This is a genomic window from Streptomyces sp. G45 (genome assembly GCF_049542095.1).
In the GTDB taxonomy this organism is placed as follows: domain Bacteria; phylum Actinomycetota; class Actinomycetes; order Streptomycetales; family Streptomycetaceae; genus Streptomyces.
On sequence record NZ_JBMUZU010000001.1, the window covers coordinates 2133786 to 2148826 of the forward strand.

Annotated in this window: 12 protein-coding genes and 1 pseudogene; 9 read left to right on the plus strand and 4 right to left on the minus strand. The window is 74.6% G+C overall.

Features of this window, described 5'->3' with window-relative positions:
* The first annotated feature begins 115 nt into the window (after nucleotides 1-115).
* The 3 genes from ACOBQU_RS08530 to ACOBQU_RS08540 all read left to right on the plus strand — a co-directional run bounded on the left by ACOBQU_RS08530 (nucleotide 116) and on the right by ACOBQU_RS08540 (nucleotide 5385).
* The gene (locus ACOBQU_RS08530) at nucleotides 116-2995 is read left to right on the plus strand and encodes a glycoside hydrolase family 2 TIM barrel-domain containing protein (RefSeq protein ID WP_423625461.1); all 2880 of its coding nucleotides are present in this window, start codon (nucleotides 116-118) and stop codon (nucleotides 2993-2995) included.
* Between the two features lie 156 nt (nucleotides 2996-3151).
* Nucleotides 3152-4537 carry a hypothetical protein gene (locus ACOBQU_RS08535; protein ID WP_423625463.1) on the plus strand — a complete coding sequence of 462 codons (1386 nt, stop codon included), beginning with the start codon at nucleotides 3152-3154 and terminating at the stop codon, nucleotides 4535-4537.
* Between the two features lie 68 nt (nucleotides 4538-4605).
* On the plus strand, nucleotides 4606-5385 hold the full coding sequence (locus ACOBQU_RS08540; RefSeq protein ID WP_423625465.1) for a hypothetical protein: 780 nt from the start codon (nucleotides 4606-4608) through the stop codon (nucleotides 5383-5385).
* A gap of 71 nt (nucleotides 5386-5456) precedes the next feature.
* On the opposite strand, the gene ACOBQU_RS08545 is transcribed toward ACOBQU_RS08540, so the two are convergent.
* Entirely contained in the window at nucleotides 5457-5894 is a 438-nt protein-coding gene (locus tag ACOBQU_RS08545; protein ID WP_423625467.1) for an NUDIX hydrolase, read from the minus strand.
* 113 nt (nucleotides 5895-6007) lie between these two features.
* Here ACOBQU_RS08545 and ACOBQU_RS08550 point away from each other — a divergent pair, with 113 nt between their 5' ends.
* A complete protein-coding gene (locus ACOBQU_RS08550; RefSeq protein WP_423625469.1) occupies nucleotides 6008-6430 on the plus strand; it encodes a VOC family protein in 423 nt (140 codons plus the stop codon).
* Here the strand turns inward: ACOBQU_RS08550 and ACOBQU_RS08555 are convergent.
* The gene (locus ACOBQU_RS08555) at nucleotides 6427-7170 is read right to left on the minus strand and encodes a helix-turn-helix domain-containing protein (protein WP_423625471.1); all 744 of its coding nucleotides are present in this window, start codon (nucleotides 7168-7170) and stop codon (nucleotides 6427-6429) included. The two genes, ACOBQU_RS08550 and ACOBQU_RS08555, sit on opposite strands and share 4 nt — an antisense overlap.
* Before the next feature lie 9 nt (nucleotides 7171-7179).
* A pseudogene (locus ACOBQU_RS08560) lies at nucleotides 7180-8120 on the minus strand (AraC family transcriptional regulator).
* Nucleotides 8121-8201: 81 nt separating this feature from the next.
* Between ACOBQU_RS08560 and ACOBQU_RS08565 the strand changes: the two are divergent.
* The gene (locus tag ACOBQU_RS08565; RefSeq protein ID WP_423625473.1) at nucleotides 8202-9125 is read left to right on the plus strand and encodes an NmrA family transcriptional regulator; all 924 of its coding nucleotides are present in this window, start codon (nucleotides 8202-8204) and stop codon (nucleotides 9123-9125) included.
* Nucleotides 9126-9425: 300 nt separating this feature from the next.
* Here the strand turns inward: ACOBQU_RS08565 and ACOBQU_RS08570 are convergent, their stop codons facing one another.
* Nucleotides 9426-10544, minus strand: a complete 1119-nt coding sequence (locus tag ACOBQU_RS08570; protein ID WP_423625475.1) for a YihY/virulence factor BrkB family protein — start codon at nucleotides 10542-10544, stop codon at nucleotides 9426-9428.
* 17 nt (nucleotides 10545-10561) lie between these two features.
* Between ACOBQU_RS08570 and ACOBQU_RS08575 the strand changes: the two genes are divergently transcribed.
* The 4 genes from ACOBQU_RS08575 to ACOBQU_RS08590 all read left to right on the plus strand — a co-directional run bounded on the left by ACOBQU_RS08575 (nucleotide 10562) and on the right by ACOBQU_RS08590 (nucleotide 14961).
* Entirely contained in the window at nucleotides 10562-12196 is a 1635-nt protein-coding gene (locus ACOBQU_RS08575; RefSeq protein ID WP_423625478.1) for an acyl-CoA dehydrogenase family protein, read from the plus strand.
* A 359-nt stretch (nucleotides 12197-12555) separates the two neighbouring features.
* Nucleotides 12556-13851, plus strand: a complete 1296-nt coding sequence (locus ACOBQU_RS08580; RefSeq protein WP_423625479.1) for a GAF domain-containing protein — start codon at nucleotides 12556-12558, stop codon at nucleotides 13849-13851.
* A 113-nt stretch (nucleotides 13852-13964) separates the two neighbouring features.
* Nucleotides 13965-14531, plus strand: a complete 567-nt coding sequence (locus ACOBQU_RS08585; RefSeq protein ID WP_423625481.1) for a GNAT family N-acetyltransferase — start codon at nucleotides 13965-13967, stop codon at nucleotides 14529-14531.
* Nucleotides 14532-14877: 346 nt separating this feature from the next.
* A complete protein-coding gene (locus ACOBQU_RS08590) occupies nucleotides 14878-14961 on the plus strand; it encodes a putative leader peptide (protein ID WP_344569275.1) in 84 nt (27 codons plus the stop codon).
* Nucleotides 14962-15041 lie beyond the last annotated feature (80 nt).

Here is a 15041-nt window from a genome sequence, read left to right on the forward strand (position 1 = left end):
ACCGGCCACCTGCTGGCCACCGAGGCGTCAAACGTCCAAACCCGTCGGCAAGAATCCAACAACGCCTGTCCCGAAATGATTGAGCACCCCCACCCCGGCACGCTCTGATGGAGTCATGGAGCTGCTGCCCTACCACGAGGACGTGTCCCCCGGTACCGGCGGTCTGCCGCCGCGTGCGTGGTGTGCGGGGTCGGACGCGGCCGTGCTGTCGCTCAAGGGAAGCTGGCGCTTCAGGCTCTCGCCGTGCGCCGACGCCGAGGACGAGTCGTTCGCCGCCGAGGGGTACGACGCGTCGGGGTGGGAGGAGGTCGTGGTGCCCGGGCACTGGGTGCTCCAGGGCCACGGCTCACCCGCCTACACCAACCAGATGTATCCGTTTCCCGTGGACCCGCCGCGGGTGCCGACCGAGAACCCGACCGGTGACCACCTGTGCCGCTTCGACCTGCCGGACGGCTGGCCCGACGGCGGCGGCGTGACGCTGCGGTTCGACGGCGTCGACTCGTGCGCGAAGGTGTGGCTGAACGGGACGCCGCTCGGCGACTTCAAGGGCTCGCGCCTGCCGCACGAGTTCGCGGTGGGGCACCTGCTGCGCCCCGAGGACAACGTGCTCGCGGTGCGGGTGCACCAGTGGTCGTCGGGGTCGTACCTGGAGGACCAGGACCAGTGGTGGCTGCCGGGGATCTTCCGGGACGTGACGCTGCTGCACCGCCCGGAGGGCGCCGCCGGGGACTTCTTCGCGCACGCGTCGTACGACCACGAGTCGGGCACCGGCACGCTGCGCGTCGACGCGGACGTGCCGGGCCGCGTCACCGTGCCCGAGTTGGGCGTGGACATCGCCACCGGCGACAGCGTGACCGTGCCGGTCGAGCCGTGGTCGGCGGAGCGGCCGCGGCTGTACGACGCGGTGCTCGCCACGCCCGGCGAGCGGATCGCGCTGCGGATCGGGTTCCGCACGGTCGCCGTCGAGGACGGGCTGCTCACGGTGAACGGGCGGCCCGTGCTGTTCCGGGGCGTGAACCGGCACGAGTTCCACGCGGAGACCGGCCGCACCCTGGACCTCGCCACGATGCGCGCCGACGTCCTGCTGATGAAGCAGCACAACATCAACGCCGTGCGCACCGCCCACTACCCGCCGCACCCCGCCTTCCTCGACCTGTGCGACGAGCTGGGCCTGTGGGTGATCGACGAGTGCGACCTGGAGACGCACGGCTTCACCATGCGCGGCTGGCGCGGCAACCCCGTCGACGACGACCGCTTCACCCCGGCGCTCCTGGACCGCGCGGCCCGCATGGTCGAGCGCGACAAGAACCACCCCTCGGTGGTCGTCTGGTCGCTCGGCAACGAGTGCGGCACGGGCAGGGGCCTGGCCGCCATGGCCGCCTGGATCCGCGAGCGCGACCCGGACCGGCCGCTGCACTACGAGGGCGACGCGTCGCGCGCGTACACCGACGTGTACTCGCGGATGTACGCCGACCACGCGGAGGTGGAGCGCATCGGGCGCGGGGAGGACGGCGGGCCTGAGGAGCGCGCCCAACTGCCGTTCATTCTCTGCGAGTACGGGCACGCCATGGGGAACGGGCCGGGCGGCCTGAGCGAGTACCAGCGGCTCTTCGAAACGTACGAGCGCCTTCAGGGCGGCTTCGTGTGGGAGTGGATCGACCACGGCCTGAAGCACCCCGCCCTCGGCTACGCGTACGGCGGCGACTTCGGCGAGGAGCTGCACGACGGGAACTTCGTCTGCGACGGCCTGTGCTTCCCCGACCGGACGCCGTCCCCGGGGCTCACCGCGTACAAGTACGTGATCCAGCCCGTGCGGTTCGCGTACGACGCGGCGCGCGGCACCGTCACGGTGACCAACCTGTACGACGTCGCGGACCTGTCGGAGCTGTCCTTCGAGTGGACGTACCAGGCGGACGGGGACGTGCCGTCGGTGTCCGGGCCGCTCGACGTGCCGCCGGACCTGGGCCCCGGCCAGAGCGTCGAGGTGAAGCTGCCGCGGCCGCCCGAGGCCGCCGACGCGGAGGTCTGGCTGCACCTGTCCGCGCTGGTCTGCGAGGAGACCGACTGGACCGCCCTGGACCACTGCGTGGCGCGCGCCGACTTCCCCGTCACCGCGCGCCCGCCCGTGCCGGTCGCCACCGGCGCCGCGCCCCGGCGCCGCGGCTACGACACCGGCCTCGGCCCCGGCCGCTTCGACGCCCGCACCGGCGCGCTGCGCGCCCTCGGCGACGTCGTGCTGACCGCGCCGCCCCGCCTGGACGTGTGGCGGGCACCCACCGACAACGACGACGGCGCGCCCTGGCAGCCGGACACGCGCTACGGCCCGCTGTGGCGCAGCCTCGGCCTGCACCGCATGCGGCACCGCCTGGACGGCGTGGAGTCGACGGACGAGGCGCTGACTGTGCGCACCCGGGTCGCGCCCGCCGCCCGGGACCTCGCGCTGCGCACCGCCTACCGCTGGACGTCCGACGGCACCGCCCTCACCCTCACCGTGTCCGTCACCCCGGAGGGTGACTGGCAGGTGCCGCTGCCCCGGCTCGGCGTCCGGCTCGGGCTGCCCGCCGCGTACGGGTACGCGCACTGGTTCGGCACCGCGGAGGAGGCGTACCCGGACACCAACCCGGCGCCCCGCATGGGCCGTTGGAGCTCCACCGTGGACGGCCTGCACACCCCGTACGTGCGGCCGCAGGAGAACGGGGCGCGCGCCGACGTCCGCTGGGCCGAGCTGCGCACGGGCCACGCGGGGCCCGGCGTGCGGGTCGTGGGCGACCCCGCGTTCTGGTTCACCGCGCGCCGCTGGAGCACCGAGGAACTGGACGCCGCCGCCCACCGCACGGACCTCACGCCGGGTGACACGGTGTGGGTGCACCTCGACCACGGGCAGCGCGGCATCGGCACCCAGTCGTGCGGGCCCGGTGTGCTGCCGCAGCACGAACTGCGGGTGGCGCCCGCCGAGTTCGCGTTCACGTTCTCGGTGGCCGAACCCGTGCGGTGATCCGGCGCCGACGCCCCGGGACGCGGCCGAGCGGAATCGCCGCGCCCTGGGGCCGCCGGGCTTGAAACCCCCCGTGACCCGGAGAAACAGGCGCGCGGACGCCTAGACTGGAAGGGACGACGACTCACGCGCCGCGCTGGGGGGAGGGGACATCCTGTGTCACAGCAGCAGCTCGGCCGCAGCCCGGTGCGGCCGGATCCCCCGCCCCCGCCGGACGACTCCCACCAGGGCCGGTTCGTGGGCTGGCTCGGCGGCTTCGGCTGCGCCGCCGCGGGCTACGCGGTGTTCCAGTCCCTCGTGGGGGTGTTGCCGGACGCGATTTCGGCGGACGCCGCGCGGTACGCCATCGCGGCCGTCAGCGGCGTCGGCACGGGCCTGGCCGCCTGGCTGTCGGCGGCGCTGCTGCGCGCCCGGTCCGAGGCGCAGGCCCCGCCGCCCGCCCCCGCGCCCGGCGCGCCTCCCGGCGGCGCCGCCGCGCCCGGCCCGCTGCCCGCGCTCGGCACGGCCGCGCACACGGCGCTGCGCGAGGAGCTGGCCGTCGTCGACGACCCGCACCGCGGCCTGCTCACGGGCTGGCCGCACGCCCTCGACGAGCAGACCCAGCCGGTGCGCCCCACCCCGACGGGCACGGCGTACGGCCTGCACATCGTCCTCGAACTGGGCGTGCGCGATGGCAGGTTGAGCACCTCCGACCTGGTGGACACGCTGTGGCGGCTGCGGCTCCCGGACGGCGGCTGGGCGGCCCGCTCGCAGGGCTCGGTGCCCCGGCCCGAGGTGACGGCGCTGGTGCTGGGCGCGCTGGCGCGGGCGGGCGCGGACCCGGCGCGGCTCGCCGACGAGGCGGCGCGCTGCGCGGCCCGCTTCACCGAGGACCTGGAGCCGTCGGGCCTGGCTCGCACGCACGTGGTGACGACGGTGCTGCGCGGCCTGCTGCGCGCGGCGCCGGACTCCCCCGCCATCGCCCGGCTGCGCGACGGCCTCGTCGACCACACCATCACCGATCCGCTGCGGGAGCACCGCCGCTGCTGGGGCCCGAGCCTGCGCGCCCCGCACCCGTCGGCGTCCCGCCCCTCGCCGGTGCACACGGCGCTCGCGGTGGTCGCCCTGGACCGGGCGGCGCGCGTCCTCGGCGAGGACTCCAACGCCCGCGCGGCCCGCGAGGACGGCATCCGCTGGCTGCTGTCCTGCCCGTCGCCCGGCCACGACACGTGCGCGGACCTGCTCAACGCGCAGGAGCAGGTGCGCCGCCCGCACCCGGAGGACTCCTGGCGCCAGGAGGTGCTGCTTGTGCGGCACTTCACGGCCGCCTGGGTGGTACGGGCCCTGCTGACGCCCGGCGCCTGGGAGATCGCCGCCACCGAGGGCCGCGAGGAGGCCTGGCACGCGCTGCTCGGCCGGGCCGTCGAGGGTGTCCTGCGCCAGCAGCACGACGGGATCTGGAACTGGGAGGGGCATGATCTCGGCCGTCCCTTGTGGATGACCTATCAGGGGCTTTCCGCGCTGCGCGCCCATGCCGTATGGATGTATCAGCCGGAAGGCTGACGTCCGGCGTGGTCCCGGGCGGCGCCCCGGCGGTCGGTACGGCAGCGAGAGAGAGGCGGAGTGACCGCATGGGTGGTCGGCACGTCCTGCGGGCCAGGCGGCTCCTTGAGGGGGCCCTCGACCGACACGACGGCCTCGACGACGAGGAACTGGCCCGGGCGGCCCGGGCGGTCGTCGCCGAACTCGGCAGCCCCGGGCGGCTCCTCGCACTGGTGTCGGAGCTGGCCTCGGGCCTGGGCGACCCCTCGGGCTGCGCCCGGCTCTCGTACCGCCACGTCCTCGGCTTCGACAAGCTGCTCCTGGTCGACGTCGGCTCCCGGCACCTGCTGCGCGCCCACGTCTGGCATCCGGGCTCGCGGCGCGCGGGCCGCGAGGACATCCACAACCACCGCTCCCCGCTGGCGTCGTACGTGGTGCGGGGCAGGCTCGGCATGGAGCTGTACGAGACGGCGGCGGACGGCCCGGTCACGGCGGCGCGCTACCGCGAGTCCCTGTCGGAGGTGAGCGACTGGCTGCTCGAACCCGCGGGCCGGGCCCGGCTGCGGCTGGTCCAGACGGCGGAGTACGCGGCGGGCAGCGGGTACGCGCTGCCGCCGCACGCGCTGCACCGCGCGTGGTGCGCGTCGCCGGGCACGGCGGTGACGCTGTTCCTGGAGACGGGCAAGGGCAGGCGCCGTCACACGGACGTGTTCACGGGGCTGCCGGAGCGCGCGGACGACTCCGCGGGCGGGCGGGCGACGGCATATGTGAAGGAGCCGCTGGGCGTGGCGGAGTACCTGGAGGAGCTGAAGCGCCTCGCGGAGCTGGTCGGCGGGGCGGAGGGGCCGGGCGCGGCCGAAGGGGCCTGAGGGGCCCGGGAGCCAGTCGGGTCAAGCCGGGTCGGTCAGGCGGGCCCGACGCGTGGAGTGGGCCGGGCGGGTCAGGCGGCGGCTGAGCGCTCGCCCAGTCGGGTGAGGGCCTGGCGCACGATGTCCAGGTTGTAGTCGTCGATCTCGACCGTGTGCAGCTGGTCCGGGGTGAGCCAGCGGTACGCCTGGTCGGGGAGGGGCAGCGTGATGTCGAAACTGAGGGGGCGGACGAGGAAATTGTCCTGCCAGTTCTTCACCTCGCGCCCGCGGTAGGTGCTGACGAAGGAGGACTCGCCGACCTTGCGCACGACGCGCCCGAGCAGGCCGGTCTCCTCCTTCAGCTCGCGCAGGACGCCGTCGCGGGGGCTCTCGCCCGGTTCGAGCTTTCCGCAGGGCACCCCCCACACCCGCGGCAGGAACCGCTCGGTCTCACTGCGCCGGACCAGCAGGACTCGGCCCCGGTGGGCCACGACGGCTGCCGCCAGATGGTTCTCGCCAGGGATACCCATGTGCCCACCGTAGCGAGGAATCGGGGCCTTCGACAGTCGGCCGGGCGAGACGGCCGTGGCGCGTGTCCGTTTCCTTCAAGACCGCGCGCCGGGCGCGCGCCTACGCTCCCGGCATGAACAGCGACACCACCACACCCCGCGTCACGCCCCGGTTCGACCTGGTCGGCATCGTCGTCTCGGACATGGCGGCCGCGCTCGCCTTCTACCGCCGCCTGGGCCTCGAATTCGCCCCCGGCGCCGAGGAGTTGCCGCACGTCGAGGCGGTGCTGCCCGGCGGCCTGCGGCTCGCCCTCGACACCGAGGACACCGTCCGCTCCTTCCACCCCGGATGGCGCTCCCCCACCGGTGCGGGCCGGGTGGGGCTCGCCTTCCACTGCGGTACGCCGACGGGGGTGGACGCGGTGTACGAGGACCTGGTGGCCGCCGGGTACCGGGCGGAGCTGAAGCCGTTCGACGCGGAGTGGGGGCAGCGGTACGCGGTGGTCCTGGACCCGGACGGCACGGGCGTGGACCTCTTCGCGCCCCGGGCGGCCTAGCCCCGGTCCAGCAGTTCGCCGAGGGTGAGGCCCGTCAAGTCCTTGACGTCGCGGGCCAGATGGGCCTGGTCGGCGAAGCCCGCCGCGGCGGCCGTGTCGGCGTGCGGCAGGCCGTCGCGGGCCAGCGTCAGGGCCCGTTGGAGGCGCAGCACCCGGGCGAGGGTCTTGGGCCCGTAGCCGAAGGCGGGCAGCGCCCTGCGGTGCAGCTGCCGGGCGCTGAGCCCGACGGCGTCGGCGGTCTCGGCGACGCCGCGGCCCGCGCGCAGCAGTTCCACCACCCGGGCGAGCAGCCGGTCGGGCGGCGGCGCGGCGGCGAGCCGCTCGGCCGCGATCCGCTCCAGGGCGGACAGGGGGTCGGCGGCGGCGTCCACGCGCGCGGTGAGCCGCCGGGCGTCGGCGGCGCCCCACAGGTCGGCGAGGTCGACGCGCTGGTCGCGCAGCGCGTGGGCGGGCGCGCCGAGCAGCGCGGGCGCGGTGCCGGGGGCGAAGCGGACGCCGACGTACCGGCCCGGGTGGGCGGGGCCCGGCAGGTAGGCGCGGGTGTCGGGGCCCGCGACGAACAGCCTGCCCTCGGTCCACAGCAGGTCCATGCACCCGTCGGGCAGGACGGCGGCGGCCGTGCCGCCGGTGGCGGCGGCCTTGGTCCAGACGACGGCGCCGGGCAGAGCCGGTGAGGGCCGTTCGGCGTACGCCGCGGCCGGGCGCGGGGCGTGCTGCTGCCGCCTCGACAAGGGCGTCATGGGTCCAGGCTACGCGGCGCCCGTGCGGTGCTCCTGGGGGCTGACGCCGTACACCCGTTTGAAGGCGCTGGACAGGGCGAACGCGCTGCCGTAGCCGACCTTGCGGGCGATGGCGGCGATGGTCTGCTCGCCGTCGCGCAGCAGGTCGGCGGCGAGCGCGAGCCGCCAGTTGGTCAGGTACGTCATGGGCGGCTCGCCCACGAGGTCGCTGAAGCGGCGGGCGAGCGCGGCCCGGGAGACGCCCGCCTCGGCGGCGAGCGACGCGACGGTCCAGGGGTGTGCCGGGTCGTTCTGGAGCAGCTTCAGGACGGGGCCCACGACGGGGTCGCCGAGCGCCCGGTACCAGGCGGGGGCCGCGGCCTCCGGGCGGGCGAACCAGGCGCGCAGGGCCGCGATGAGCAGCAGGTCGAGGAGCCGGTCGAGGACGACGTCCTGGCCCGGTTCGTCCCGGCCGATCTCCTCGGCGAGGTACGGCGTGAGCGGGCAGTCCCACACCTCGGTGGGCAGCACGAGCAGCGGCGGCAGCGCGCCGAGCAGCCGCCCGGTCATCTCGCCGTGCATCCGGTAGGTGCCGATCAGCATCTGCGTGGACCCGCCGGGCTGCCCCCAGGCGCGCATCCCGAGGTCCCCGTAGTGGCCGTCGGGCGTGCCGTTCAGCGGCACGCAGCGCTGGCCCGGCAGGATCTCGGCGCGGGGCCGGGTGCCGGGCTGGTCCGCGACGAGGTAGGGGTCGGGTCCGCGGGCGATGGCGAGGTCGCCGGGCCGGATGCGCTGGGCCGCGCCGCCGTCGGTGCCCTCCGGCACCAGCCACGCCTCCCCGCGCACCATGATCATGACCGACAGCGGCGCCTCGTCCGCGATGCGCACCGCCCACGGCGGCTCGAACAGCGCCCGGATCATGAAGGCCCCCGGGCGCGCGGGCCCTCCAGCAAGCCTGCGAGTACGTCCATGCGGGCAGCGTAGACGCAGGCGTATGGGGCTGAGCCGCTGGCGGATGGCCCTCGCGGCGGCCCGGAAGTTGACTGCTCTCCATGACGAACGAGACGGCGAATGAGACGACGAACGAGACGACGGCCGGGACGACGGCCGGGACGGCGAACGAGACGGCGGACGCGGGGGCCCGGAGCAGCGCCCTGACCCTGCTGGTGACCGGTGCGACCGGGCGGGTCGGGAGCCGGGTGGCGGCGGCCGCGCGCGCGGCGGGCCTGACCGTGCGGGCGGCCTCCCGCTCCGCGGAGGTCCGCTTCGACTGGTCCGACCCCTCGACGTGGGCGGACGCGCTGCGCGGCGCCGACGCCGCGTTCCTGGTCTGCCAGCCGGACGTCGGGGCGCCGGGGGCCGCCGAGGCCGTGGGCGCGCTCGGGCGGCGGGCCGCCGAGCTGGGCGTGCGCCACCTGACGCTGCTGTCCGCCCGGGGCGAGCCCCAGGCCGTCGCCACGGAGCGGGCACTGGCCGAGTCCGGGGTCGCCCGGTGGACCGTGGTGCGGGCCAGTTGGTTCGCCCAGAACTTCAGCGAGGGTCCGCTGGTCGACGGCCTGCGCGAGGGGCGGTTCGTCTTCCCCGCCGGTGAGGTCCTGGAGCCGTTCATCGACGTGCGGGACATCGCCGACGTCGTCGTCGCCGTGCTCACCGCCGGTGAGCGGTACGCCGGGCAGGTCCTGGAGGTCAGCGGCGGGCGGCTGCTGTCGTTCCGGGACGCGGTGGCGGAGATCGCCGCGGTGAGCGGGCGGGAGCTGGAGTACGTGCCGGTGTCGGCCCGGGAGTACGGGGGTGCGCTGCGGGAGTTCGCGGTGTCGGAGGCGGAGGTGGAATTCCTCGTGGAGTTCTTCGAGGAGAATCTGGACGGGCGCAACGCCTATGTCTCCGACGGGGTGCGGGAGGTACTCGGGCGGGAGCCGAGGGAATTCTCGGACTTCGTCCGGGAGGCCGCGGAAACGGGGGTCTGGAAGGGGTGAATTCTCCCCCACCCCGCCCCTTCCCGAAACCAAGGGGCTCCGCCCCCTGGCACCCCCGTCGATTGCCGCTTCGCGGCTCGTCCTCAAACGCCGGACGGGCTGAATCATCGCGCTGCGCGCTCGTCCTCAAACGCCGGGCGGGCTTGATCCCACCCGCTCGCCCCGGAGGGGGCGGGCGGGTGGGACAAAGGGACGAGCGGGCGGCGGAGCGCGGCGGCTTGACGACGGCGAGGACGCACGATCCAGCCCGTCCGGCGCTTGAGGACGAGGCCGCCAGGCCGATTCGCGGGCGAGCCCCCGCTAAGGGTCCTGGCGGCGGGTGTGGGGGGTGCGGAGGCGGCCCGTGACGTCTTCCGGGGGGAGGAAGCGGGACCAGCGCTCGGGGAACTCCGCGGGCATGTCGGGGTCGTCGGGATCCTCGGCGGCCCGCGCCGCCGCCCGCGCGACGAGCTCCGCGGCCCGCGCCTCCCGTACCCGGTCCTGCGCGGCCCGCGCCGCCGCCGTGGCGACGGACGGCCACACCCGGTCGATCGCCGCGTTGACGGCCGCGCCGACGAGCACGGCGAAGGCGGACACGCCGATCCACAGGAGCACGGCGACGGGCGCGGCGAGGGAGCCGTAGATGGTGGGCCCCTCCACCGTGCTGGTGAGGTAGATGCGCAGCAGGAAGCTGCCGAGGACCCACATGCCGAGGGCGATGAGCGCGCCGGGCATGTCCTCCACCCACGGGGACCGCACCGGCACTGACACGTGATACAGCGTGGTCAGGAAGACGACGGAGAGCAGGATCACCACGGGCCAGTACAGGATCTGCACCACGGTCGCGGAGCCCGGCACGAGCTTCACCACGGCGTCGGGCCCGGCCACCATCAGCGGCAGCGCGACGGAGCCGATGACGAGGGCCACCAGGAAGAGGCCGAAGGCCAGCAGCCGGGTCTTGACGATGCCGCGGGTGCCGTCGAGCCCGTACATCACGGTGATGGTGTCGATGAAGACGTTCACGGCCCGCGAGCCGGACCACAGGGCGAAGAGGAACCCTATCGAGACCACGTCGGGGCGGCCGACCTTCATGACGTCCTCGAGTATCGGCTGGGCGATCTCCCGGACGCCTTTCTCGGACAGGATGGTGCGGGACGCCTCCAGGATGTTGTTCTCCACGCTCTGGATGGTGTGCGCGCCCGTCCACCGGTCCACGTACGCGAGCAGCCCGATGAGGCTGAGCAGCAGGGGCGGCACGGACAGCAGCGTGAAGAACGCCGCCTCCGCGGCGAGGCCGAGGACGCGGTACTCGATGCAGGAGTTGACGGTGTCCTTCAGCAGCAGCCAGGCGGTCCTGCGCTTGGAGACGTTGCGGTAGAGAGCGCGGGCCCGGTTCCAGCGGCCCGGTGGGCGCCCGGGTGTTTCTTTTGCCTGGTGCACCTCCTTACCGTATCGGCATGGCAGCCACCACCCACACAGTGACCAACCAGGCTCCGCCCCTGGTGGGATACGACGTCTTCACGTGCGACCGCGCGCTCGTCGAAGCCGTCGAACGTCATCTCGATCCGGCGCTCCTGGAGGGGGCCCGCGCGGAGCTCTCCCTGCTCGGGCGCACCGCGGGTTCCGCCCAGGCGCAGGAGTGGGGCGCGCTCGCCAACGAGAACCCGCCGGTGCTCCACACCCACGACCGGTACGGCAACCGGATCGACGAGGTGTCCTTCCACCCGGCGTGGCACCGGCTGCTGGGGAAGGCCGTCTCGGCGGGGCTGACCGGCGCCTGGACGCGGCCCGGCGGGCACGTGCGGCGCGCGGCGGGGTTCCTGGTGTGGACGCAGGCGGAGGCCGGGCACGGCTGCCCGGTGTCGATGACGCACGCGGCGGTGCCCGCGCTGCGCGCCGATCCGGAGCTGGCCGCCGAGTGGGAGCCGCGGCTGACCTCCACGGTGTACGACGACGGGCTGCGGCCCGCCGCCGAGAAGGCGGGCGCGCTCTTCGGCATGGGAATGACGGAGAAGCAGGGCGGCAGCGATGTGCGCGCGAATACGACGCGGGCGCGGGCGCTCGCCGAGGACGGCGCCTATGAACTCGTCGGGCACAAGTGGTTCTGTTCCGCTCCGATGTCCGACGGATTTCTCGTCCTGGCGCAGGCGGACGCCGGGCTCACCTGTTTTCTCGTACCGCGCGTCCTGGAGGACGGGTCGCGGAACGAATTCGCCATCCAGCGGCTCAAGGACAAACTGGGGAACAGGTCCAACGCGTCGAGCGAGGTGGAGTTCGACGGGACCTGGGCGCGGCGGGTCGGCGAGGAGGGGCGCGGGGTGCGCACCATCATCGAGATGGTGGCGGCGACCCGGCTGGACTGCGTCATCGGCTCCGCGGCGCTGATGCGCCAGGCCGTCGCGCAGGCCACGCACCACGCCACGTACCGCGAGGCCTTCGGCGGCAAGCTGGTCGACAAGCCGCTGATGCGCAACGTCCTCGCCGATCTGGCCCTGGAGTCCGAGGCGGCGACGGCGCTCGCGCTGCGGCTCGCCGCCGCGTACGACGACGGGGGCGAGCGCGAGCGGGCGTTCCTGCGGATCGCGGTGCCCGCCGCGAAGTACTGGGTGACGAAGCGGTGCACGCCGCTGGTGGGCGAGGCCCTGGAGTGCCTGGGCGGCAACGGGTACGTGGAGGAGTCGGGGATGCCGCGGCTGCTGCGCGAGGCGCCGCTGAACTCCATCTGGGAGGGCTCCGGCAACGTGCAGGCCCTGGACGTGCTGCGGGCGCTCCGGCGTGAGCCGCTGGCGCTGAACGCGTTCCTGGAGGAGGTGGGCGCGGCCCGGGGCGCCGATCACCGCCTGGACGGCGCGATCAAGGACCTGCTGACCGAGCTGGCCGACCTGGAGGGCGTCGAGGCGCGGGCGCGGCGCCTGGTGGAGCGGATGGCCCTGGTGCTCCAGGGCTCGCTGCTGGTGCGGTACGCGCCGCCCGCGGTGGCGGACGCGTTCTGCGGTTCGCGGCTCGGCGGGGACTGGGGCTCGGCGTTCGGTACGCTGCCGCACAGCCTGGACCTGGGGGCCGTCGTCGACCGGGCCGCCGTCCACCTCTGACGGCTCAGGCCCGCGCGCCCGGCGGGCGGCCGTGCTCCGCCACCTCTGCCGAGCCCTTCCGTGTGCGAGAAGGGCTCGCAAAGGCCCGGGGGAGGACGGACCCCGACGGGTTGCTGTCACGGGGGTGGTGCTGCGCCGACACGGCACCACCCCCGGTCTTCAGGTCCCGTCGGGACGGGCGCCGCACGCGGGCGGCGCACGCCAAGTTTCAGACACCGCACGACTGTTCGCCAGAGTTGCAGGGGGTTGCAACTTCGGCCTTCAACGACCTGGCAGAAGCGTGTCCTTCGGCGCGCCGGGAGGGGCACGATGAGTACGTCCCCCGAGTCGGCCTGCGCGGGGAGCGGGAGGAACCGGTGATGAACACGCACGCGACGCTCGACCTGGACCGGCTGACCGCCGTCAACGCCGCGCAGGCCCTGCGGCTGCTGCGGGAGGCCCGGGACGCGCGGCTCGCCGGGCAGCGCCCCCGCGTCGGGCCGCGCCCGCTGATAGCGGCGTCCTGGGACCGGATGCTGGAGACCGGCGTCGACCCCGAGCACGACGTACGGGCGGGCGTGCTGCACACCGACGAGGTGGAGCGGCGGCGGCAGGCGTCCCCGCTCAAGCAGATCCTGCCGGTGCTGCGCGAGGGGCTGCTGTCCGTCGCGGACGTCGCGCAGCACATCATGGTGGTGGCGGACGCCGAGGGGCGGCTGCTGTGGCGCGAGGGCAACCGGTCCGTCCTGAAGATGGCCGACGGGCACGGCTTCGAGGTCGGCGCGGACTGGCGCGAGAGCGTCGTCGGCACCAACGGCATCGGCACGCCGCTGGTGACCCGGCGGCCCATGCAGGTGTTCTCCGCCGAGCACTTCGTGCGCTCCCACCACCACTGGACCTGCACCGGGGCGCCCATCACCGATCCGCGCGACGGGCAGCTGCTGGGCGTGGTGGACATCAGCGGCCCGCTCGACACCGTGCACCCGGCGACGCTCGCGCTCGTCGGGTCCGTCGCCAAGCTCGCCGAGGCGCGGCTGCGCGAGGAGCACCTGACCGCCCTGGACAAGCTGCGTTCGGTGGCCGCGCCGCTGCTCGCCCGGCTCGGCGGGCGGGCCGTCGCGGTGGACGCGCACGGCTGGACGGCCGCCGTCACCGGCATGCCGCCGGTGAACCGGATTCCGCTGCCGAAGTCCCTGACGGACGGCCGGACCTGGCTGCCCGCGCTCGGCAAGTGCGCGGTGGCGCCGCTGCCCGGCGGCTGGCTGCTGCGCGTCGAGGACGACGGCGGGCCCGACCGGGACGCCGCCACCCGGATCGTGGTGGACGTCAGCGCCCCGCACCGCTGGTCGCTCGCCGTCACCGGCACCATGGGCTGCTGGACGCACGAGCTGTCGCCGCGCCACGCCGAGTTGCTGTACCTGCTCGGGACGCACCGCGCGGGCCGCAGCGCGGCGGGCCTCGCCGAGGACCTGTTCGGCGACCCGGCGCGCACGGTCACCGTGCGCGCCGAACTGTCCCGCGTGCGCCGCTATCTGGGCGGGCTGCTCGCCCATCGGCCCTACCGCTTCCACGAGGACGCCGAGGTCGAGCTGGTCCTGCCGGACGATCCGGCGCGGCTGCTTCCGCACTCGCTGGCCCCGGCGGTGGCGCGGGCCCGGGCGGGCGCGGTGCCTTGACGTCACGGCGCGCTCACGGGCCGTACCCGTGCGGGGTGACACGAGTCATGAGGGGGCCGGGGGCGGGCGGCGGGTGTGGCCGCCGACCGGGCCGCCGTGATGCGATGGCCGCCATGAGCATCACTCTCACCACCTGGTCCCTGGAGCAGACGGCTCCCACCGACCTGCTCCCCGCGGCCGCGCCCGACGGCGACGTGCGGATCGTCCGGGCCGAGGTGCCCTCGCCCGAGTTCAGCCGCTTCCTGTACTCCGCCGTCGGCGGCGACATCCACTGGGTCGACCGGCTCTGTCTGACGTACGCGCAGTGGCAGGAGCACCTGTCCCAGCCGGGCGTGGAGACCTGGGTCGCCTACGAGAAGGGGACGCCCGCGGGGTACGTGGAGCTGCAGGCGCAGGACGGCGGTGTCGTCGAGATCGTGTACTTCGGGCTGATCCCCGCGTTCCGGGGCCGCCGGATCGGGGGGCACCTGCTGTCGTACGGGACCGCGCGGGCGTGGGACCTCGGTGAGCGGTGGCCCTCGCTGCCGCCGACGAAGCGGGTGTGGCTGCACACGTGCAGCCTCGACGGCGAGCACGCGATGGACAACTACCTGCGGCGGGGGTTCAAGCTCTTCCACACGGAGGTCTCGCAGGAGCCGGAGCGGCTGACGCCGGGTCCTTGGCCGGGGGCCCACCCCTGAGTCCGGCGGCAGCCCCATCGCCGCTGCGCGGCTCGTCCTCAAGCGCCGGACGGGCTGGGTCTTGTCCTCTCGCCGTCGTCGGCTGACCGTGATCCGCCGCTACCGCGGCGGATGTTCCCCGCCCACCCGCCCCTTTCGGGGCGGATGGTCTCTCTAGCCCGTCCGGCGTTTGAGGGCGAGGCGCGGAGCGCCGATTCGGGGGTGCCAGGGGGCTGGCCCCATGGTTTCGGGAAAGGGGCGGGTCTGGGGCGCCCCCCGCGAGGACCCTGACCGGCATGCGAGACAGACTCGTCCAAAGTGTGGACGACGGTGGACTAGGCCGAAAGGCCCATGCCACGCTTTCGCCATGTCTCGCGCCGGAATCGCCTTGGTGAGTCGACGTCACGTCGACCTCGTCCGCGTGTCCAGCGCCATCTGTCCGGCGAGCTGAGAGACCCAGCACCGCCGCTCTTCTCCCGGTTCTCCCCGCTTCCCCTGTCTGACCCCGCCCCGCGCACCACCGCGCCTTCT

What these genes read in the sequence shown, in the direction of transcription:
- ACOBQU_RS08580 (WP_423625479.1), top strand. Translation starts at nt 12,556, where the DNA reads ATGAACACGCACGCGACGCTCGACCTGGACCGGCTGACCGCCGTCAAC.
- ACOBQU_RS08565 (WP_423625473.1), top strand. Translation starts at nt 8,202, where the DNA reads ATGACGAACGAGACGGCGAATGAGACGACGAACGAGACGACGGCCGGG.
- ACOBQU_RS08555 (WP_423625471.1), bottom strand. Translation starts at nt 7,170, where the DNA reads ATGACGCCCTTGTCGAGGCGGCAGCAGCACGCCCCGCGCCCGGCCGCG.
- ACOBQU_RS08545 (WP_423625467.1), bottom strand. Translation starts at nt 5,894, where the DNA reads ATGGGTATCCCTGGCGAGAACCATCTGGCGGCAGCCGTCGTGGCCCAC.
- ACOBQU_RS08550 (WP_423625469.1), top strand. Translation starts at nt 6,008, where the DNA reads ATGAACAGCGACACCACCACACCCCGCGTCACGCCCCGGTTCGACCTG.
- ACOBQU_RS08530 (WP_423625461.1), top strand. Translation starts at nt 116, where the DNA reads ATGGAGCTGCTGCCCTACCACGAGGACGTGTCCCCCGGTACCGGCGGT.
- ACOBQU_RS08585 (WP_423625481.1), top strand. Translation starts at nt 13,965, where the DNA reads ATGAGCATCACTCTCACCACCTGGTCCCTGGAGCAGACGGCTCCCACC.
- ACOBQU_RS08540 (WP_423625465.1), top strand. Translation starts at nt 4,606, where the DNA reads ATGGGTGGTCGGCACGTCCTGCGGGCCAGGCGGCTCCTTGAGGGGGCC.
- ACOBQU_RS08590 (WP_344569275.1), top strand. Translation starts at nt 14,878, where the DNA reads ATGTCTCGCGCCGGAATCGCCTTGGTGAGTCGACGTCACGTCGACCTC.
- ACOBQU_RS08575 (WP_423625478.1), top strand. Translation starts at nt 10,562, where the DNA reads ATGGCAGCCACCACCCACACAGTGACCAACCAGGCTCCGCCCCTGGTG.